Here is a 20,495-nt window from a genome sequence, read left to right on the forward strand (position 1 = left end):
AGTATTCTTCATGAGATCACGTTTTAATATTTTCGCTGCCGCTGGCTGCATGGTGCTCGGTTTAGCCACTACAAGTTCACAGGCTCTGGCATGGGGGCGTGAAGGGCATCAGGTTGTGGCCGCTCTGGCGTGGGATTATCTGACGCCAGACGTACGGCAGAAGGTCGACCTCCTTTTAAAGCAGGACAAAGACACGCTGACGCAGCCTGATTTTCTCTCTCGTTCCACCTGGGCAGATACCTGGCGTAGTGCCGGGCACAAAGAAACGGGCGAGTGGCACTTTGTTGATATTGAACTGGATCACCCCGACCTTCCTCAGGCCTGTTACAACTTCCCCGCGCAGAACGGGCCTGCAAGTGCAGGACCGGCAAAAGACTGTGCTGTTAACAAAATTCCTCAATTTGCAAAGGAACTGGGCGCACCGGACACGACCCCGGCTGAGCGCGTTCTGGCTCTGAAATATCTGGTGCATTTTGTCGGGGATCTGCATCAGCCGCTCCATGCTGCGGACAACCATGACAAAGGCGGCAACTGCGTGCGGCTTGCACTGGGCGGCCCCCGCACAACTAACCTCCATTCCTATTGGGATACGGCTGTGGTCTCTGAAATCGACCCCAATCCCAAAAGCCTGTCCGACACGCTGTTCATGCACATTACCTACGATGACAAGCAGGCATGGCAACAAGGCACACCGTCTGACTGGGCACAGGAAAGCTTCGGTCTGGCCCGGGACTACGCCTACCACCTGACGACCGTAAAAGCGGGTTGCGATCCGGACAGCGCTCCGGTTGAACTCCCTGCCGGTTATGATGCCGCTGCACAGACCGTTGTCACACAGCAGTTGATGAAGGCAGGCGTCCGTCTGGCTTATCTGCTCAACACAGCGCTGGCTGACGTGCAGATCTCAAAATAAACGGAACGCTGACGCTTTGACCGCAGGGCGTCAGCCTCACACCAGCATACCCGCATGGCGGTTTATGCTGGCGCAATCAAGCTCATGACACGTCATTAAAAATGCTTTTCCTTCCAGTAATTTTTAAAAATTCATACTAACGAGAAAAAGCTTCTGGCACTTTAATTTCCGGCCCCAAAGGCCGCGCCAGAAGTTGCTCAATGACATCTTTTAAAAGCGCACGCCCTGTCACGATTGCGGCCACAGCATCCATGATAGGCACACTCACCTGAGAGCGCCGCGCCAGTTCAGTCAGCGCCTGTGATGTCGCCATACCTTCTGCCACGCCCCCCGCAGCGGCTTCCGCTTCCGCGGGTGACAAACCTTCACCCAACGCCCGCCCCACGCGAAAATTGCGCGAGGACGTGCCGGTGCATGTTAAAAGAAGGTCGCCCATCCCGGACAGGCCAGAGACAGTGGCCGCCTCGCCCCCAAGCGCCAACGCAAGGCGACTGATTTCCGCCAGCCCCCGCGTTACCAGAGCGGCCCGCGCATTTTCTCCGAGCCCTGCACCAATCGTCACGCCCGCAGCAATGGCGATGACATTCTTGGCCGCGCCACCAAGCTGCACCCCGATGGTGTCCGTGCTGTCATAAAGCCGAAAAGCTGGTGTCCCGAGCATATCGGCCAGAGAGCGGGCTAACCCGTCCTCTTGGGCCGCAATAACGGCGGCGGCTGGCAGCCCGGCGGCCACTTCATGGGCAAAGTTAGGCCCAGAAAGAACGGCACCCCTATGCCCCGGTTTGATGGCAGCCAGAATATCCAGCGGAAAATGCAGACTGTCCGGCTCAACCCCTTTGCAGCACAGAACGAGAGGAGACGTCGTTTCCAACTGCGCCAACACGGAAACCAGATGCTTCATAGGCACGGCCACAAGCGTCATGTCTGCCTGCGGCAAAAATTCGTCTGTCACTTTTATGGTTGCCGGCAGCGGAAATGCGCTCAGACGCGGCATGGCACCATTCGCAAGCTGCGCACCTGGATTACGCGCCCAGAGATGAACCTCCGCCCCCGTTCGGGCCGCATGCAGCGCCAGCGCCGTACCCCAGGCCCCAGCGCCAATTACTGCGATGCGTTTCATTCTCAGCCTTCCATAAATAGGGGCTCTTACATACCCTTCCCCACCAGAAAGCGTAGACGCCAATAAAAAAATACAGAACAAATCCAGTTTATCGACACGAAAGTTTCGAGTGTCGCAAGGCCCCATACATTGAAGTAGACGGCTCGCTGTATCGCATCAAGGCTCATCCGCTGATGAATTTGCCTCTGGAAATTTCATCTACACCATCTCAGCAGTAACGGCGATTACGGACAAAAATCCCCCATTCGGAATTGAGCACCAAACGCTGTCAATCCATAGCATCCAAATAAAAACAGGCCCTGTTCCTTTCGGAACAGGGCCTGCATCATGGTCTTCAAAGTGAAGGAGAGATTAGGCGCTCAGTACCTGAGCATCTTCCTTCTGGACTTCTTCAACATACGGACCTGCGGACAGGATATTCAGGCTCAGCAGCCCCATGTTCCCTTCCGTAAGGCCTGCCAGAGGCAGAACTGCATTGCCGGTGGTCCAGGCAACATCAGCGCGGCTCATGTCAGCATGCCAGCCTTTCGGCTTGGTTTCTGCCAGATGCGCCACAATGTTTTCCTGACGTGCAGCCGTTACAAACGTAACGTTGCCCACGGCAACACCCATCTGACGACGGTCATCAACAAACGGGCCAATCACATCAGCCGGGCGGCTGGCGCGAGAGACAATGCGCACAGATGCCACATTGGCAGGAAGCATAAAGTTGTAACGCTGGCCATCACGACGGACCGGGCGGATAACTGCTCCCGTTTCCGTAACCAGATGCAGATTTGCATCATCCGTCAGCGCTACGGTCTCAGCATGACGCAGACCTTCCGTAATGCAGCTTTTGCGGGCTTCCAGCTTGCGGAACAGCGGTTCCACAAATGCGCGGTCAACACACAGCTCTGCACCGGCATCAGCTTCCCATGTCTTGGCACGGCCACCAATGCTCGCAACCTTACCTTCCTGACGGAAAGAACGACGGTTACCTGTATCCAGATAGCTTTCCGTCAGCATACCGTTAGCCGCAACAACAGAGTGCTCTGCCGTTTCGATATGGTAGTAATCATAAGCGGTGATGGATTTGTCGTAGAAGATGGAAGATCCATTGACCAGCATACGCACAGGAACAAACTTGCCATCAAAGAACAGGCAATGTTCTGATGTAACCAGCAGATCCTGGTAAGGCACACCGTCAGCAACAGCATCCTTCAGAATGCGGACGGGGTAACCAGCCTCATCATCCTGCAGATTGGCGTGAACGGTCGCACGTGCAGTGCCAGCCCAGACAACCGGACGAACGTTTTCCACACCCGTTTTCCAGTCAAACGTGACAACTTCATCACCGATCTGGATATTTTCAACAGCAACGTCACCGTCGACTGTACGGATCATGCTACCTGCAAGGAAGCAAACAACATCGACAGCGTTCAGGTAAGTTTTACCGTCTTTCGTTGTAACCGTGAACTTCGTTCCTTCATTTGCCGCAGGCAACTGGAAAGAAGACGTTCCGTTAATAGGCGTCCCATTGCTGGTTAGCGTATAAACACCATCAGAATAGGTATAATTATCAGCAGTCATACCATCAATAATGATGGTATCGTTGTCTGTAATGTTGGTAATATAGCCGATGATGCTGGGGGTAGTACCAGCAGCAATTTCAATGGTCCCACCGCCACCAGCAGGTGTATTGGCAGATCCGGAGAACTCAATCAGATCAGACGTCGTGGTAGCGTAACCACCCAGCACCAGAGTGCCGCCATCCCCGACAATGACTTTAGAGCCGTTATTAATAATGTCAGAGTTACGGAGCGTCAGGGACCCTTTAACCGTCACGGTTGAAGGAGAGGTGGCCGTACCAATACGCCAGCCATCGCCATCTACGGACACGCCTTCATCGATAATGACGCTCGCCCCGGTTGTTGAACCACCGCTTGCAGTGGCGCCATCAATGGTCCAGCCGTCATAATCTGCGGTGATTTCGATTATTCCGTCACTATTCGCCTTCAGCAGAATATCATCGCCGGTGTCGTTGTTTGTAAGATGTACAGATGCGACCATGGAAGCCTCTCTCGATTTTTCAAATAAACCCGCACGACACTCTCAACGGGTTTGTTAGTAACTAAAAAACAGTTAGGTCTCTAAAAAAGTTAGCGCAAGAAAAACATTAGTTATTAACAAACATTAACCGCTTATAAAGATTTGATATATCCCTTATTCCCAAATCTGCTTCGTGAGGCTTTGACTGAGAATTCAGCACGATCTTTTCAGGCTTTTTCAAAATGAAACCTGACAACAAGCGTCCGTTTTTTCCATTTATTTAGACGGATAAATCATGGGGGCCACGCCACTAAAGGATGCCCCACCCGTTCATGCATGCAGAGAAATTTTCAGGAAATACTGCCGCTTTCATGGCATCGCTTCACAAGCCAGACACCAAAGCCTGAAGCCGGTGGGAAGACCTGAAAATACAGACCTCCGGAATCGGACGCTTTGTAAGGTTTCCGGATGGGAAGCTGTCTTTTGATCTACCTATCGGTCAGCATACGATACCCCGACCCCGAAAATTATACCCCGACATATACCCCCAACACACCTGCGATTTAGCGGTATGAGGTGGCACTTTGTGGCACAATCAAAACCGCTTCAAACAGCAGTTTTCTGCACTTTTTGGGACTATTTGGCAATTTGGGGGATTTTACTGATGGCGGAAGGGGTGTCCGCCAACACGAAGAGACCACACGACGCCTGAAGATATATTTTCTATTTGAAAACAGTCCATTAACTCACACTGTCGCCACCTGACGCCGCAGATAGACGCGTCGAACCGTATGATGTAAGGTGGGATTGAAGATGGGACTGTAAATCCATGAGCAAGCTTCCGCCGAACCAGTTGACCGTCCGCAAGATCGCCAGCCTGAAAGATGGCGTCTATGGCGATGGCGGAAATTTATGGATCACGATTCGGGGTGAGACTCGCGCCTGGACCTTTCGTTATAAAAGCCCTCTGACCGGCAAGCGCCGGGAAATGGGACTGGGTCCTGCCCGTGATGTGTCCCTCTCTGAAGCCCGCAGCAAGGCTGCCGAGGCTCGCCGTCTTTTGTTGGAGGGACGTGACCCTCTGGAAGAACAGGCCAAAAGAAAGCAGAGTGCTACCAAGAAGCGGACCTTCAAGGAGGTTGCCGAACACTATATCAAGGAACAGACACCAGCTTGGAAAGATCCGCGTTCCGCGCCCATGTGGCGTAGTTCTCTCGCTCGGCATGCTTATGCCCTCATAGGAAATCTTCCAATTGACCGGGTCCAGACTGAGGATGTTCTGGCCTTACTACGTCCGATCTGGGAAACTACCACAGAGACAGCCAGCCGCCTGCGCGGACGGATTGAACGTATTCTTGACTATGCGCATAGTCATCATTGGCGGGAAGGCGACAACCCGGCACGATGGCGCGGCCATCTTGCCAACATTCTTCCTAAGCCAACAGCCGTAGCGAAGGTCTCCCACCATGCGGCCATTCCTTATCGTGACCTTCCTCCTGTTTTTGCCCAACTTGGTCGACAAGATGGCTCTGCTGCTCTTGCCGCCCGCTTCCTCTGCCTAACGGCTGCGCGTTCTGGTGAAGTACGTCACGCAAGGTGGTCTGAAATTAACCTTGAAAAGCAAATCTGGGTAATTCCAGCCGAACGCATGAAAGCGAAGCGAGAACATCGCGTACCCTTGACGACCAGCGCCATAAACGTGCTTCGACGAATGGAAATACTGCGCGCCCTCCCCTCCCCAGATGGTCTGATTTTCCCGGGCGGTAAAATCGGATCACCACTCAGTGACGTTGCGGTCTCCAAGGCACTCCATCGTGCCGCTGGCACTAAAGACGTGACCATCCATGGATTGCGCTCCAGCTTTCGTGACTGGGCGGCAGAGGAAACGGACTTCCCGCGTGAAGTCGCAGAAATGGCGTTGGCCCACGCCATTGGAGACAAGGTCGAAGCAGCCTATCGACGGGGCGATCTGCTCAATAAACGGCAGGAGATGATGAAAGAGTGGGAGAAATTCTGCCTGAGTCGCATATAAAAATCATGGTCCGCTTTGGGGGGCGAACGGTATGTCGGCTTTGCAGCACAAACTCTTGGAAGCGGACACCTCCGCCAATCCCGGGGCAATTCAGTATAATAACGGCAGGGATTACGAGACGCGGCGATGGTGATCAGGATAAAGGAATACGGCGAGTTGCAGGCAATCTTCTGGAACCGTCCGGCCAACGCTGTGCTGTCTGAAAAAGACGCGTTCGCGACGTTTGAAAGCAACTGACGCCAGGACCGACTGCCGCTGTGACAGGGGGTCAACTTACTGTCTGAACCAAAATGAGTTGAGTGATTTCAGAAGGCTGTGATTCATGGGTTTGCAACAACCTGATGAGATCGCGATCTTCGAACGCACCGGGATTGACCACTTTACTCCAACATAAACGTGTCTAAGGCGGCTTCATTGATGATGATTTTGTCCGCCTTCACACCGTAGGCCACCGCCAAATCCACGCTACGGTCGATCAGGTTTGTATTCAGGCGGAAGTCGAAAGCGGCATCGGTCAACTTGTTCAGGCGGTCGAACTCGGCCGTGATGGTGGCGAGGACTTCCTTCATCTTGCCGTCCAGCTTGGACTTGAACGCTTTCATGTCGTCCCGCAGGCGCTGGGCGACCTTGTCGTTCTGGCCGGTGGTGAACTCAGCCACCATCTTGCCCGCCAGGCTGCCGATGACGGCACCCAGAATGGGGATCGGGATCAGTGCTTGGCCGACAGCCGTGGACACGCCGACGATGGCGGATTCCGCACAGACGATCATGCCCAAGTCGAAGAATTCATCGAAGCTGATGTCGCCCTTGCGATAATCCTCGACCAGCGAGGCCATGCCCTTGGCCGCGCTTACGACGGAGGCAGCGAACGGGGCGGCCATCCCCGCATAGTTGGTCATCAGGTAGATGGACCCGGCGGCCACAGCCCCCCCGGCCGCGCCCTTAGCCGTGTCGAGGCCGACCTCCTGCCAGTCAGCTGCGGTGAAGTCGCCTTTGAAGACGTTCTTGCCCGCCTTGTACTTGGCGTAGAGGCCCGTCGCCAGGGAGAGAGTGCCGCCGACAGCCCCACCCACGAGAGCGGCTTGGGCACCCCCTTGGAGCGATGGCTTGTGGTCGTCGACAATCTTGTCCTTCAGTTCCTCATTCTTGTTGGCGAGGTCCTGCTGCTCGTTGTCCAGCGTCGTGGGCGCCTTGTATACTTGGACGTCGTGATAATTCACGACCGATGACTGGACTGCCTCGGAGAAGGGCTTGCCCGTCTGCGCCTCAATCTGCTTCACAAGCGCCTTGATGGCTTCCTCGGTCGATGCCTTCAGACCCTCGATATGCCCCCCGTTCAGCAGGACCTGGATGGCGTCGTAGGTATCCTTGGGGATGATGTAATAGGAGCCGTCCGCAGTGAAGCCCGAGTAGGTGTTGAGGTGGTTCAGGACATGGTTCAGATTTGCGGAGATACCGTTGATGAACTTGGACTGAACTCCGGTTCCGTTAATTACATAGTCGACCGGACCAGTACGATGAACATTATCGAAGGTCGCTGTCATGGTTTCCTGGGCCAGGGCTTGGCGGGCGTTGCGGATACCGACCTCGACCTGTTCGGCGATCTCGCCGTGCTTCGTCAACTCACTGCCCAGGATATTTTGGGGGCGGGATAGGAAGTCGCGCACCTTATCGATCTGGTCCATCGCGGTCTCGAGCGCAGCCTCCTGCGCAGCCAACTTGCTGATTTCGTCGTGAAACCGGAACTCGTTGATAGTCTGGACGACGACACCGGCGGCCTGATCCTGAAAGAGGCGGCGACCGCGGGTTTCGGAGGTTTCTATGGTCATGCTTGCACCTTCTTGTTCAGGAGTCCGGATAGGGAGTGGACGTGGTTGATGAGTGCGCCCAGCCATTCCTTCTGGATGGTGCTGAACTCGAGGTAATTCCCCGGGGCCCGTTCCTTGAGCTGAGCCAGCAGTACGGTGACACCGTCCACGTGGCGTTCGGTCAGATTGAACAGGCGATTGATTTCCAGCTTGGCCGCGGTGAGCTCAGCGATATGCGTCTGAATCTTCTTGGTCTCAGTGGCGGCATCTTCGGCAATCGACCGGTTGCGGCTGCGGACGAACAATCCGGCCGCCACCAGGGCAGTGCCGCCGATGGCCCAACCGACGGGGCCAGCCAACGCCAGGAATGCTTCACCGGCGGCCACGCCACCGCCACCCGTCGCCAAGGCCCCGCCGCCCAACCAAGCCAGCGCAGCATTGGTCGCAGCGGCGCCTGACAGGGTGGAGATCGCGGTGCCGGTGCTGGCAGTGCCGAACGTGGTGGCGATGGCCATGGCCGCGCTCGGAGCGAAAGCTGCGACGCCGACGCCGGTGGCAACACCCGCCGCCGCGCCGGTGCCAGCCCGGGTGTTGACCTTGGCGGCCTCCGCCTCGATGGCGGCGATGATCTCGTTGAAGGTCTTGAACTCGGCCCGGTATTCGGAGAACGTCTTGTCGAATTCCTTGGGGCTATTGGCTAGGGTGTTAATGTAGTTTTCAACCCTGGTGATGATCTGCTCACTGCTGGACCGGCGCAGTTCGAACAGTCTGGCCGAGGCTTCACCGACAACATTTGCGGCGGATTCATGCTTGGCTTGGGCTGCCTTCAGGGCTGTGATGGCTTCTTCTTTCATCGCACTGTTGAACATCTTCGTTACTCCCCTTAATCAAGGCGCACGTCCGGCATTCCGCGCTCCAATGTTTGCGCAGGCTCCCGACGGCTGTAATATTGAAATCGTCTTTTGTTGAGGTGCTAGGAGGTGCCACCATTCGACGGCGGCAGCGAACCTAGTTCCAAGTGGCGTACATTAATTCCTCTGTCTCCACGGAATGCCGCCGAAAAAATCCCGAGTGGCTTCCACTTTGGAGATCATGGCGGTCATTTCCTCATGGCTGGTGGCATTCACCAGCTTGCGGAGATTGGTCAGGTTTTCCTGGAAGGCGGCTTCGGTCGCAGCTAGGCCCTTCTGGAAGCTGTGGCGGGTGTCGTCCCAGTATTTCTCGGAGTACTTGGTAAGCGTTTCGAGGAAGTGCTGTTCCTTCAGGGCTTCGCAGATCTTCTTCGCCAGCCTGCTCTGCCAGGACGGGCCGAACAGGGAGTAAGTGGCCACGCCGAGAAGCGCCGCCAATCCGATTGCGAGCGCAATGGGACCGGCAAGAGCGGCGATCAGGCTGGTCGCACTCACCATGCCCGCGGTTGCGCCGATGCCCGCCAGATAGCTAGCCACACCTGGCAACAGCATGGCGGGACCGACTTCTTCGCTGGCGGCAGTCGCCGCAGCCCAGGCAGCCATGGCTCCACCCGCTCCTGTCGCAGCCAGCGCTCCGAGGAACACCCCTTTCACATTGAAGATGGTGCCAAGCTCCACGTCACCCACTGACGTCCCCGCGGCCTGATAGTCGGCCAAGATGTCGTTGATGTCGGGCACCAACTCCTGCGCACGTTCGGCTAGGAAGCTGTTCAGCGTGTTCTGGACGTGGTCTATCAGGTATGAGCCAGCGAGCTGTTGGGCGTCCTTCTTGTCCTCGTAACGCTCGCGGATGCGCTTCTCGACATAATCCAGCGTGACTAGGTTGCTCAGGTCGGCCTTGACGTATTCGGTGGACGCCGACTTGTTCACCGCGATGGTGCTCAGGATACGCTCGGTCTTGCTGCCGATCCGGCGATGACGCAGCGGTTCAGCACGCTCCAGCATCTCCAGCGAGCCCTGAGCACGGTCCCGACTCTCCAGTAATTCGACGAGGCGGGCAGTCCATCCATCACAATACGCCTTGGTGGAGTTCTTCAGCTCGACGACCCAACCATCCAGACGGCCACGCACTTGAACCGGGCAGACCTTACTCAGCAGATCGGCGAGATCCTCTTCGAATGCCTTCCGACGGCTCGGGTCGTCAACGAGGTAGGTGAAGAAGCGGGCGCGGAAGTCGGTCTGGGAAATAGGTCGGCCGATCAGTTCACCACGAGCCTGGAGACCTTCGAGCAAGTGCGCGTAGGCACGCGAGGACGCCTTGGTGATGATGTCCTCGAGGTCGGCATGATCTTGGCGGGCCATGGTCGCCACAAAATAGACGTTCCGCAGAACTGGAAGGGTGTCGTCATTGGTTTCAATGGTCGGCAATTGTTTCAGCAGTGCGTTGGCGAACTGCAGATCCTGCTGATCCATGAACCCCTGAGCCGCCGATGCATAGATAAGGACGTCGGCCAGACTGTGCGCCAGTTCGGCTTTAGTGTGGTCGTCGTGGGAGTGGCCATAGCCGGGCAGGTCCAAGAGGTCGCAGCCGAGCAGGAATGGAGAGTCCACATACACTAGGGCGGCGAAGCATTGATCGGCGTCGGCGGGCTGATTGTCGTTGTGGGTGCCATACTTCTTCAGGGTGTCGAACGAACCGGCCACGATCTTATAGTCGTTGCAGTACTGCTCGTCGCTGGCATGATTCATGTCGAAGCCCTTGCGCATGATCCAGACGTCCTCCTTGATCCAGGAAGGGCGGTCGCTGACATGGCGAACCAGGCTGATGATTGCCGTAGCGGGCTGGAAGGCGGTCGGCAGGGCATCGCTGCCCATCAGGGTGTTAGCCAACCGGCTCTTGCCTTGGTCGAAACGTCCGCAGGCAGCCACCCGAGGCTTGCGACCCAGATTGCGGACCTCACGCATGAAACTGGCGGCGGTCGGAGCGCCCTTGAACAGTGCGTCATCCAGAGGAGCAGGGGCCGTCTCGGCGTAGTCGCTCATCAGCTTGATCTGGGTGGCGATGTCCCGGTAGGGGGCACCGTATTCCAGACCCTGCTTCGTGGAAATGTCGCCGCAATACTTCACCCAGGCTTTCACGACACCAAGGGGGGTGTTGTCCGGATCTTGCTCATAGCGGGAAACTTGGCTCTGAGAGATGCCGAGATGAGTCGCCATTCCTTCCTGGGATATCTTGGCGTCGGCTCGCATCCTGGCGAGGTCGTAGGATTCAAATGCGGTCACTTAGGCCACTCCGTTCTCATAGACTCCAAAGGCGACCGAGTTTCTCTCCTGCGGCCCTAGATACACACTTGATGGTTTTTTTGGGTAAGTCAATTTATAATATGCACCTGAAGGGTAAAGTGGCTAAATATAATCTATTTTGCATATGTTTGCAGTAGATATGCCAGCGATACCCACTGCAGACGACTGCCCGCGGGCTCAGGCAGGTGCATGCCAGGATTTTTGATAGCCTCGGGTAGGATTATAGGCGATCCTCCAGTGCTCGCAGCCATCGCGGGTCTCGGTGTGACCGCTCGTCACAGTGGTGCGGCATTTCAATGGCCGTCATGACGTTGAACCAGCCAAGACTGAAATTTCTGGTGTGGGCCGCCCAATAGGAGCGTCTGGAGCCACGGAAGATATCGGTGGCCTCATACATGCGTGGTTCTGAGCACGCAGGAACGCAGTTTATGATCTACCCGCGATTGTAACGGATTAATGTCTGCTTTCTGAAGTGTCCACATGCGCCTCTGGCGTCTCACATGAGGCGAAAGCAGCATGTCTGCTTGTCACGCGCTAAGCGGACTTACCGGTTTCGCCCTCATCGCGGTCACAGAATGATGGTTTCAAGCTTTCCACAAGCAGACAGTCCGGTGAGGCGAGGTATACCAGCGCGCCAGTTCGTGGATTATGGATCGCGCAACCCGCCCCGTTCCCGGCAGAAGTCCCGATGTACAGCTTCACCGGAAATCATAATTCAGTAGCCTGAGGGTGCAATTCGGTGACGGCCTGGTGTTCCTCAACACGGATCCATGAACAGGCGGTGGATCATATTGCTTTGTTTTCATCAGATCTTGCGTCGGCGTCGGTATCGCTGGGCGGGAAATGAACTGTAATGACAATACCCCTTGTTTTTCCCGGAACAGGGGAGGTTATCGTGATGTCAGCCTGAAGTTGAGGAGAGACCTGTCGAACTATCGCGAGCCCGAGACCACTCCCCTCGGCGTCTGTTTTTCCTCTCACGAAAGGCTTTTCCATATCCTGCAAAATTTCCGGCGTGAGTGGATCGCAGTCATTGGAGATCAGAATCCTTGAGTCGTCTGTGACAAGCAGACGCACCGGCTGTAGTGAAGAGCCATGAAGAACCGCATTTTCCAGAAGATTGCGAAACAGGATTCCAGCGATGTCCATGTCCCCCCGAATCGTGAGATGAGACGCTCCTGAAAGTTTGATAATCTGATCTTTTTCCCGCTCAAGTTCCTGCGCCAGAAACCGGATGACAGGCACCAGATCAAATCGTTCTTCTGTAAGGGCGATCCCCGACGTTACGCGTGACAGTTGAAGCAGTTTTTCCATCATCCGGCCAATCCTGCGGGCCTGATGCATAATGGTCGTTGCTCGCTCTTCATGTTCCGAGTGCTGAAGGAAACCTCTCAGAATCTGCACCTGCGCCAGAAGAGCTCCAATCGGATTCCGAAGTTCATGGGCGGCGTTGGCTGCGAACGCACGCTCGGTCGAGAGCGCCATTTTCAGGCGTTCCAGCAGAAGGTTGACGGCGGAATGAATCGCAACAAGTTCTTCGGGCAGGTCCAGCGGCGGGATTGGAGCCAGATTTGCCCCGCCTCGGCTTCTGATTTCCTGCTGAAGACTTGTGAGAGGCTGCATGGCGCGACGCACGCGCCACCGGACCAGAATCCAGATCGCCGGGAAGAAAATCACCATAGGCAGTACCGAGATCAGTATGGCCCGCCTGACCGCTTCGTTTCTGTGAAAAGTCGGCTCACCCACCAGAATGTAATGATGACCGGAGACGGAAGGCACGATATACACCCGAAATTCCGGAATATTATAAAATCCCGTTGCCAGATGCGGAACAAACAGTGTCTCCGGCGCATTCTGCGACCGGACTTCAAGCCGACCGTCCGTCGAGGCGATCTGATAAGCCAGAGTGCGTCGGTTTACACCGGGCAGGCGAGCCGCCTGTCCGCCCGGCGGAGTGGCTCCCTCGCCGTGTTTATCTAGTTCACCAATGACAAATTCCAGACGCTCGGCCACCTCCTGCAAGGAATTATCGAGACGCTCCGTGACTTCGTAACGGGTAAAGGCCGCGACGAGGACACTGAGGAGCATCAGCGCTCCAAGCACAATGATCAGAGTCCCGGATACGATGCGGGACGCCAGACTCCAGCGTTTCATCGGGACGCCGTTCCTGCGAGGCTGTAGCCCCTGCCGCGGACAGTCACGATCAGACCGGCTTCCGTTTTTTTGCGTATTCTGCTGATGAAAACCTCGATGGCGTTGCTTTCCACATCGTCGCTGAGGCCATAAAGAGCGTCTTCGATCTGCTCACGGCTGCAGAGCGCGCCCGGACGACGGGCGAGAAGCTCGACGATAGCCCATTCCCGTGCGGAAAGATCGACATCCTGTCCATCGCGTCTGAGCTGTCGTCGGGAAAGATCGATTTCGATATGACCGATCGTCACGACATTGTCGGGTAACGCCACATAACGTCGGGCAACGGCCTCGATACGGGCCACGAGTTCGTCCAGATCATAGGGTTTGACGATATAATCGTCCGCACCATCTGATAGCCCAGCGATCCTGTCGCTGACCTGATCCTGAGCTGTCGTGATCAGAATCGCCAGCGAGGAATGATCGCATCGGATCTCGCGCAGAAGATCCCGGCCACTGCCCTCTTCCGCCGTGCGAACAGCCTGCTGTGCAGCCTTCACACGCGGATCGTTGTCTTCGAGAGCTCGGGCGGAAGTCAGCCTTGCACGCGCTACAGTCGGCTCATCATAGGAAAGGATTTCCGGGATCCCGGGACGACCCAGCACGATACCAAGCGCCGATGTCGCCGTTTCAATCTGTTCGGTCGCCTGGGAATATTCACTGGATGCATTCGCCAGTTCGGCTGAAATGGCCTGCTCATCAACCAGCGTCATCTCACCAGACCGAACTCCCTGGTGAACAGACGATTTGATTTTTTCCAGCGTCTCCTGCTGTGCGCGAGCAATACCGAGACGCCGTCGGGCCAGCAGCACACTGGCAGAAGTATCTAGGACCTTCATGGCGACTACCATCCGTTCGACATGCAGCTTTTGCTGTACGGTCAGTGCTTCGGCTCTCGCGACTTTCGAGGTGGCGCTCCCCTGTCCGGGCAACCAGAGCGGAACGGAAACGCTGCCTTCGTAGGTTGTGTAACCTTCATTGCTGCCTATGGCATGATCGTCGAAATACTGCCCGGACACAGTCGGACCGCCAGCGAACCAGGACCCGGCGGCGTCGGCCCGTGCCGTCGCCGAACGATAGTTTGTATTCAGTTCAGTCCGGCCCGGATCAATGGACCAGGCCGCCTCAATTCCCTGAGAGAATGAGATGCTCTGAGCTTTAGCCTTTGAAATAATTCCCGAAGAAAAGCAGATGAAAATCAGGATAAGAACGGCATAGAAAGAGCGGATTTCAGGGAAGTGAATAATTTCCCATTCCGAATTACAAGCCACAACCAGATAATCAACATGACGAGCACACATGAAATTCTGTCGGCTTTCTGTATTGTTGCATTGAAGAACCGCTGCAGGATTTTCAGCATACCAGACGAAGCTGACAGGTTCCTGAACGCCATACCGGACTGACGTCAGACTCTATATTCTGAGTGAGACTGGAATGCCTGGTGAAGTGAATTAAGCTGCATTTCCCACCGGCGCTGGCGGTGCCGCGTGTTAATGAATGTCGCAACCTCAGCGGGGATCACTCATGTGACCTGCAATAGCCTTCAGAAGAAATACCCTTTGAAAATATACGATATTCACAGATATTTTATACAATAAAATTATTTTACTCCTTGCCTCCAACCGACCACTGACAGATTTTTCTGTCCCAGACTGAACTGATTGAACATCGAAGTGTCTGGGGCTGGATCACACACCGAACAGATGACCGACCCCGCTCGTAACGATCATGGCGATGACGCCCCAGAACGTTACCCGCAATGCGGGACGCAAGGGCCGTGCGCCGCCAGCCGCGGCGCCGACAGCACCCAGAATGGCGAGAGTGACGACGGAGGTGAGAGAGACGCTCCATGAAACCCAGGTCGCAGGTGCCAGAACAGCAGCCATGACGGGCAACATAGCGCCTGACGAAAACGCTGTTGCCGAGGCGAACGCCGCCTGTACAGGGCGTGCGGCGGTGGCCTCTGAAAGGCCCAGTTCATCTCGTGCATGCGCGCCTAGTGCATCATGCTTCATGAGAGAGACGGCGACCTTGCGCGAGAGGTCTTCATCCAGACCTTTTTTCTGATAGATCCCGGCCAGTTCGGTGACTTCCCCGTCCCAGTCCGTAGCCAGTTCCTGTTTTTCGCGGGCGATATCGGCATGTTCTGAATCCGCCTGGGAACTGACCGAAACATATTCGCCGGCCGCCATCGACAGGGCACCGGCAACAAGCGCCGACAGACCCGCGATGAGAATGCTACTATGCGCCGCATTGGAACTGGCGACCCCGACAATAAGGCTTCCGGTCGACAGGGTTCCGTCATTGGCCCCGAGAACAGCCGCACGCAGCCATCCCAGTTTCTCGACGGCATGGCGTTCGGACTGAGGGTGAAGACGCGACATAAGACGGCTGTGCTCCTTATAAATACAGTTCTGAATTAGGCAGTAATGCGCATCGCGACAACAGGAATTTTATTCTGATATTGCGAGTTATTTTCAATATTATTTGCATTTTCGAAAAATCTGTTCTGTTCAGTTTCCTGTCAGGAAAGCATGATATGAAGGGGAGTCAGGCTTCATTTTTTCCGGAATCCACATGCCTTATCCAGCATCGGACATCTCCGCTACCCTGCGCTACGACAGACCGACAATCATCCTTCACTGGACGACCGCCTTTCTGGTGCTGTTTCAGTTCGCGCTTGGCGAGACCTGGAACTGGCCGGCAAAGCCCGTCCATCATCTTATGGTCGTGGCGCATCTGACCGCCGGTATCCTGCTGACCGCAATCATGGCGTTCCGTATCGTCTGGCGCCTCACGAAAGGCAGGCACCTGTCAGACCTCCTCCAGCCTGCGGACCGGATATTCGCCCTCAGCGTGGAATATACGCTTTACGCAATACTGATGGCTGAAATCGTACTGGGCTATCTCTGGCGTTGGGGCGCCGGACAGACGATGAGTTTTTTCGGCCTCCTGATTTCTGCCCCGTTCGGCCATTTTCCGACACCAGTGCTCGCCTGGATTCAGGCGCTGCATCACTGGAACGCCTGGCTGATTGTCGGCCTGGCGACAGGTCATGGCGTAGCAGCTCTTTTTCACCAGTTTGTCCTTCAGGACAAAGTTCTGGGACGCATGCTGCCGTGGGCTTTCTCGTGCCGCTCGTGAGGCTGGCGGAGACTCACTCTTTTGCGTGACCGGGCAACAGCGTGATGCCGGATCGCCAGCAACAAGGGACGATGCCCTTTCATTACCATCAGCAGCTTCATATGGATTTCGGGTTCATGGCACTGTTCGACCACGCATGATGGGCGTCGTGCGCGTGCCCGGAAGATAAGGAGCTCTACCCGATGACCATCGTGCCACGCGGCCTGGCGCCAGAAGAACAGCGCACAGGCTCGCCCCGCGAAGTTTTTCTTGTTTTCCTCAGGCTGGGTGTCACCTGCTTCGGTGGGCCTGTCGCGCATATCGGATATTTCCGTGACGAATTTGTCGTCCGACGTCGATGGCTCAATGAGCACGCCTATGCGGATCTTGTCGGACTACCAGTCGGGTGCGTTTGTATTCGGCGGTGGCCACGTGGTGCTGCCATTGCTGCATGAGGCCTTTGTGACCCCGGGTTGGGTGAGCGACGATTCCTTTCTGGCTGGTTATGGCGCGGCACAGGCAGTTCCAGGGCCACTCTTCACGTTTGCGGCCTATCTCGGCGCGATCGTCAAACAGTCGCCCAATGGCGTGCCTGGTGCCATCGTGGGTTTGTTCGGTATCTTTCTGCCGGGTATTCTGATTTTGATTGGTGCATTGCCTTTCTGGGACGCGTGCCGCAGGCGACCTACGGTGCAGGCTATTATGTCCGGTGTCAACGCGAGTGTTGTCGGTCTTTTGGGGGCTGCGCTTTACACGCCTGTCTGGACGAGCGCTGTCAGATCGGTGGGGGATTTTGGAATCGTGCTCGTCGGTTTCGTTCTGCTGACGGTCTGGCGGACGCCCCCGCTAGTGGTGGTCGGTATCAGCGCAATGGGAGGAATTGTGCTGCGTTAGATGCACGCTATGATATTTGACCTATGAAGCGGGTCGTCTTTTCTCCAACACGATGGCTGCCGTCCTTACACTCGCGAAGAGAAGCTCAGTCCGGCTTAATCTTCGTGCGCCAACCCATTCATACCGGCAAGTTCTTGTTGGTTATTATTGCGTTTTCTATTGAGTGGAAGATGGTCTGTTTGAACGGACGTCTTGTGCTGACGATGCGAGCCGGTCCGTCCGTTGCCGGACCATGGATCGCGCGACACGTCCCGCCCCCAGCAGGGGGAAGAGGACGCGTCGTATCACATGCTTTCCGGTAGACGACATTCCGTCTTCCGTTCGCTGTAGCGGTCCACGAGGTAGTCGGCCGGGTCGCGTAGCAGCCATGTGAACTTCATCAGTTCCTCCATGACATCCACCATCCGGTCATAAAGGGGGGATGGCTTCATGCGGTCATCGTCACCGAACTGCGTATAGGCCATTGGCACGCTGGACTGGTTGGGGATGGTGAACATCCGCATCCACCGGCCCAGAACCCGCAGAGCATTGACGGAATTGAAGCTCTGCGATCCGCCCGAGACCTGCATGACCGCCAGCGTGCGGCCTTGCGTCGGGCGGATCGAGCCTTCGGACAATGGCAGCCAGTCGATCTGGTTCTTGAACACGGCAGTGATGTTGCCGTGCCGTTCGGGGCTGCACCAGACCTGGCCTTCCGACCAGATCGAGAGTTCCCGCAGTTCCTGCACTTTCGGATGGGTCGCGGGCACGGAATCCGCTACCGGCAGGTCGGTCGGGTCGAACACCCGTGTCTCGGCGCCCAACACCTTCAGGATGCGTTCCGCCTCAAGAACCAACAGACGGCTGAACGAGCGGGGACGCAAAGAACCGTAGAGCAGAAGGATACGCGGCGGATGGTCCACACGCGGTCGCGGTTCCAGCCGCGCGAGATCGACCCGTTCGAGATATTCGGGGTGGAGGGCCGGCAGCTCAGGTTCGGTCATTGTGATATTGGTCCATTCGTGCATTACGGGTGGCTGATCCAGGGCAGCCACAGCGCCAGCGCCGCGAGTGTTGCCAGCAGGACGGGCGGGGTGATCGCCAGTCCGACCTTCATATACTGCCCCCATGTGACCCGATGGTTCCTGGATGCCAGCACATGCAGCCACAGCAGTGTCGCAAGACTACCAATCGGCGTGAATTTCGGCCCGAGGTCGCAGCCGATGACGTTGGCATAGACCATCAGTTCACGGGTCAGCGGCGTGATGTCGTGCGCCTGCTGGATCGCCAGCGCCCCGACCAGCACACTCGGCATATTGTTCAGGATGGACGACAGAACAGCCGCCAGAAAGCCTGTGCCGATGGTGGCGATGAACGGCCCCTGATGGCCAAGCCAGACCAGCGCGGTTGCAAGGTAGTCGGTCAACCCGGCATTGCGCAGCCCATAGACCACCAGATACATGCCCAGCGAGAAGATCACGATCTGCCATGGGGCACCTCGCAGCGCCTTGCGAACAGGGATGACCCGACCATATCCGGCGACGAGCAAGAGGATTCCGGCGGCCAGGCAGGCTACGACACAGACCGGGATATGAAACGGCGCTGTCAGGAAATAGGCCGCCAGAACCAGGGCCAGCAGCGGAAATGCCGCCCGGAATACCTGGTGGTCACGAATGGCCGTGGCGGGTGCATGCAGTTCGGCGACAAGATAGGTCGCAGGCACCTGCCGCCGATACCATAGCCACAGGACGGCAAGCGTTGCACCAAGTGCTACCAGATCGACAGGGACCATGATCGCGGCATAGCGATCGAACGCAATGCCGAAGAAATTGGCGCTGACGATGTTCACCAGATTGGAAATCACCAGCGGCAGGCTTGTGGTGTCTGCGACGAAGCCGGTCGCAATGATGAAGGCCAGGGCTGCGGTATGGCTCAGGCGGAGTTGAGTGAGGATGGCGATGACGATGGGCGTGAGCAGCAGGGCCGCGCCGTCATTGGCGAAAACCGCTGCAATGGCCGCTCCCAGCACCACGATCAGCGGGAATAGCGTCCGGCCTCGTCCTTTGCCCCAGCGCACGACATGCAGGGCGGCCCAATGGAAGAACCCGGCCTCATCCAGCAACAGCGAGATGACGATCAGCGCGATAAAGGTGAAGGTCGCGTCCCAGACGATGTGCCAGACGACAGGAATGTCGTGCCAGTGAATTACTCCAGCCACCAGGGCCACGGCGGCACCCGCCATGGCGCTCCAGCCGATGCCCAGCCCCCGAGGCTGCCAGATGACAAAAACCAGCGTGACAACGAAAATGGCAAGAGCCAGCATCAGACGGTCCGCTTTCCCGTCTCATCCTCGATCTTCTCACCGCCTTCCTTGGTGAACGCGCCACGCTGCGGTGCAGGAAGCAGGTCCAGAACTCTCTCGGATGGACGGCAAAGCGCGATACCAAGCGGCGTTGCGACGATGGGCCGGTTGATCAGGATCGGGTGTGCGATCATGGCGTCGATCAGCACATCGTTCGTCAGCGCCGGATTATCGAGACCGAGTTCGTGAAAGGGCGTGCCCTTTTCCCGCAGGACCGAGCGCACCGGAACGCCCATTCGGGCGATCAGATCGACCAGTTCCGCACGCCTGGGTGGGGTTTTCAGATATTCGATGACCCGGGGCTCCTCGCCGCTGTTGCGGATCAGTGCCAGCACGTTGCGCGACGTGCCGCAGGCCGGATTGTGGTAGATCGTGATGGTCATGAGCAGGATTCCGGGGACGGACAGCAGGAGGACAAAGTCGCGACCAGGGGCGCGCAGAGTTCCGGGCTGCCCGCACAGCAGTCCCTGACGAGGAAAAGCATCAGGTCCCGCAGGCGCGGTAGACAGGCGCGATAGACGACCAGCCGGCTATGGCGCTGCGAGGTCAGCAGGCCGGCGCGGGTCAGGGTGGCGAGATGAGCCGAGATCGTGTTTTGCGGGACATCGAGATGCCGCGCGACCTCGCCCGCAGGCAGGCCGTCCGGTTCGTGGCGCACCAGCAGGCGGAAGATTTCCAGCCGTGTGGACTGCGACAGGGCGCTCAGGGCAGCGAGGGCGGATTCTGTATCCATATATCCTTGTTTATGGATACATGGGGTTATGTCAATCCTCTCAACTTCGGACCGGTCAATGCTTGTATATCGTCCACTTCTTTAATTTTTCCACCGAA

16 protein-coding genes and 2 pseudogenes are annotated in these 20,495 nt (G+C 56.7%); 5 read left to right on the top strand and 13 right to left on the bottom strand.

The features are described from left to right. Window positions 1-10: 10 nt before the first annotated feature. Window positions 11-913, top strand: coding sequence for a S1/P1 nuclease (locus tag AD930_RS12555; RefSeq protein ID WP_061506499.1), 903 nt, complete (start codon window positions 11-13; stop codon window positions 911-913). A gap of 136 nt (window positions 914-1,049) precedes the next feature. Here the strand turns inward: AD930_RS12555 and AD930_RS12560 are convergent, their stop codons facing one another. Both AD930_RS12560 and AD930_RS12565 read right to left on the bottom strand, forming a co-directional pair. Continuing rightward, complete coding sequence (locus tag AD930_RS12560; RefSeq protein ID WP_061506500.1) at window positions 1,050-2,033, bottom strand: NAD(P)H-dependent glycerol-3-phosphate dehydrogenase; 984 nt, start codon at window positions 2,031-2,033, stop codon at window positions 1,050-1,052. A 351-nt stretch (window positions 2,034-2,384) separates the two neighbouring features. Next, entirely contained in the window at window positions 2,385-4,082 is a 1,698-nt protein-coding gene (locus AD930_RS12565) for a Hint domain-containing protein (protein WP_061506501.1), read from the bottom strand. An 808-nt stretch (window positions 4,083-4,890) separates the two neighbouring features. On the opposite strand from AD930_RS12565, the gene AD930_RS12570 reads away from it, so the two are divergent. Continuing rightward, the gene (locus tag AD930_RS12570) at window positions 4,891-6,093 is read left to right on the top strand and encodes a tyrosine-type recombinase/integrase (RefSeq protein WP_061506502.1); all 1,203 of its coding nucleotides are present in this window, start codon (window positions 4,891-4,893) and stop codon (window positions 6,091-6,093) included. A 380-nt stretch (window positions 6,094-6,473) separates the two neighbouring features. On the opposite strand, the gene AD930_RS12575 is transcribed toward AD930_RS12570, so the two are convergent. From AD930_RS12575 to AD930_RS12600, 7 genes and pseudogenes are all read right to left on the bottom strand, one after another. After that, a complete protein-coding gene (locus tag AD930_RS12575) occupies window positions 6,474-7,922 on the bottom strand; it encodes a hypothetical protein (RefSeq protein ID WP_061506503.1) in 1,449 nt (482 codons plus the stop codon). Then, window positions 7,919-8,770, bottom strand: a complete 852-nt coding sequence (locus tag AD930_RS12580) for a hypothetical protein (RefSeq protein WP_061506504.1) — start codon at window positions 8,768-8,770, stop codon at window positions 7,919-7,921. The genes AD930_RS12575 and AD930_RS12580 overlap by 4 nt, the downstream gene beginning before the upstream one ends. Before the next feature lie 159 nt (window positions 8,771-8,929). Further along, window positions 8,930-11,095: a dynamin family protein gene (locus AD930_RS12585; protein ID WP_061506505.1), complete on the bottom strand. Its 2,166-nt coding sequence runs from the start codon at window positions 11,093-11,095 to the stop codon at window positions 8,930-8,932. A gap of 807 nt (window positions 11,096-11,902) precedes the next feature. Continuing rightward, the gene (locus AD930_RS12590) at window positions 11,903-13,270 is read right to left on the bottom strand and encodes a sensor histidine kinase (protein WP_061506506.1); all 1,368 of its coding nucleotides are present in this window, start codon (window positions 13,268-13,270) and stop codon (window positions 11,903-11,905) included. Then, window positions 13,267-13,770 (bottom strand): annotated as a pseudogene (locus tag AD930_RS18200) (response regulator transcription factor); the annotation flags it as partial. The pseudogene AD930_RS18200 and the gene AD930_RS12590, both read right to left, overlap by 4 nt. A 150-nt stretch (window positions 13,771-13,920) precedes the next feature. After that, window positions 13,921-14,607, bottom strand: a pseudogene (locus AD930_RS18205) (TolC family protein); the annotation flags it as partial. A 387-nt stretch (window positions 14,608-14,994) separates the two neighbouring features. Next, window positions 14,995-15,690, bottom strand: a complete 696-nt coding sequence (locus AD930_RS12600; RefSeq protein ID WP_061506508.1) for a VIT1/CCC1 transporter family protein — start codon at window positions 15,688-15,690, stop codon at window positions 14,995-14,997. 193 nt (window positions 15,691-15,883) lie between these two features. On the opposite strand from AD930_RS12600, the gene AD930_RS12605 reads away from it, so the two are divergent. The 3 genes from AD930_RS12605 (at window position 15,884) to AD930_RS12610 (ending at window position 17,323) form a co-directional block, all read left to right on the top strand. Further along, window positions 15,884-16,450, top strand: coding sequence for a cytochrome b (locus AD930_RS12605; protein ID WP_061506509.1), 567 nt, complete (start codon window positions 15,884-15,886; stop codon window positions 16,448-16,450). Window positions 16,451-16,632: 182 nt separating this feature from the next. Further along, window positions 16,633-16,884, top strand: a complete 252-nt coding sequence (locus tag AD930_RS18525) for a chromate transporter (protein ID WP_373320469.1) — start codon at window positions 16,633-16,635, stop codon at window positions 16,882-16,884. Then, entirely contained in the window at window positions 16,772-17,323 is a 552-nt protein-coding gene (locus AD930_RS12610) for a chromate transporter (protein WP_373320477.1), read from the top strand. The genes AD930_RS18525 and AD930_RS12610 overlap by 113 nt, the downstream gene beginning before the upstream one ends. 284 nt (window positions 17,324-17,607) lie before the next feature. Here the strand turns inward: AD930_RS12610 and arsH are convergent, their stop codons facing one another. From arsH to AD930_RS12630, 4 genes are read right to left on the bottom strand one after another with little or no spacing between them, the layout of a single operon-like run. Continuing rightward, on the bottom strand, window positions 17,608-18,306 hold the full coding sequence (arsH, locus tag AD930_RS12615) for an arsenical resistance protein ArsH (protein ID WP_061506575.1): 699 nt from the start codon (window positions 18,304-18,306) through the stop codon (window positions 17,608-17,610). A gap of 23 nt (window positions 18,307-18,329) precedes the next feature. Next, complete coding sequence (locus tag AD930_RS12620; protein ID WP_061506511.1) at window positions 18,330-19,625, bottom strand: arsenic transporter; 1,296 nt, start codon at window positions 19,623-19,625, stop codon at window positions 18,330-18,332. Beyond that, a complete protein-coding gene (arsC, locus tag AD930_RS12625) occupies window positions 19,625-20,047 on the bottom strand; it encodes an arsenate reductase (glutaredoxin) (RefSeq protein WP_061506512.1) in 423 nt (140 codons plus the stop codon). The genes AD930_RS12620 and arsC overlap by 1 nt, the downstream gene beginning before the upstream one ends. Continuing rightward, window positions 20,044-20,397 carry an ArsR/SmtB family transcription factor gene (locus tag AD930_RS12630; protein WP_061506513.1) on the bottom strand — a complete coding sequence of 118 codons (354 nt, stop codon included), beginning with the start codon at window positions 20,395-20,397 and terminating at the stop codon, window positions 20,044-20,046. The genes arsC and AD930_RS12630 overlap by 4 nt, the downstream gene beginning before the upstream one ends. Window positions 20,398-20,495 lie beyond the last annotated feature (98 nt).

The organism is Acetobacter malorum (assembly GCF_001580615.1).
In the GTDB taxonomy this organism is placed as follows: domain Bacteria; phylum Pseudomonadota; class Alphaproteobacteria; order Acetobacterales; family Acetobacteraceae; genus Acetobacter; species Acetobacter malorum.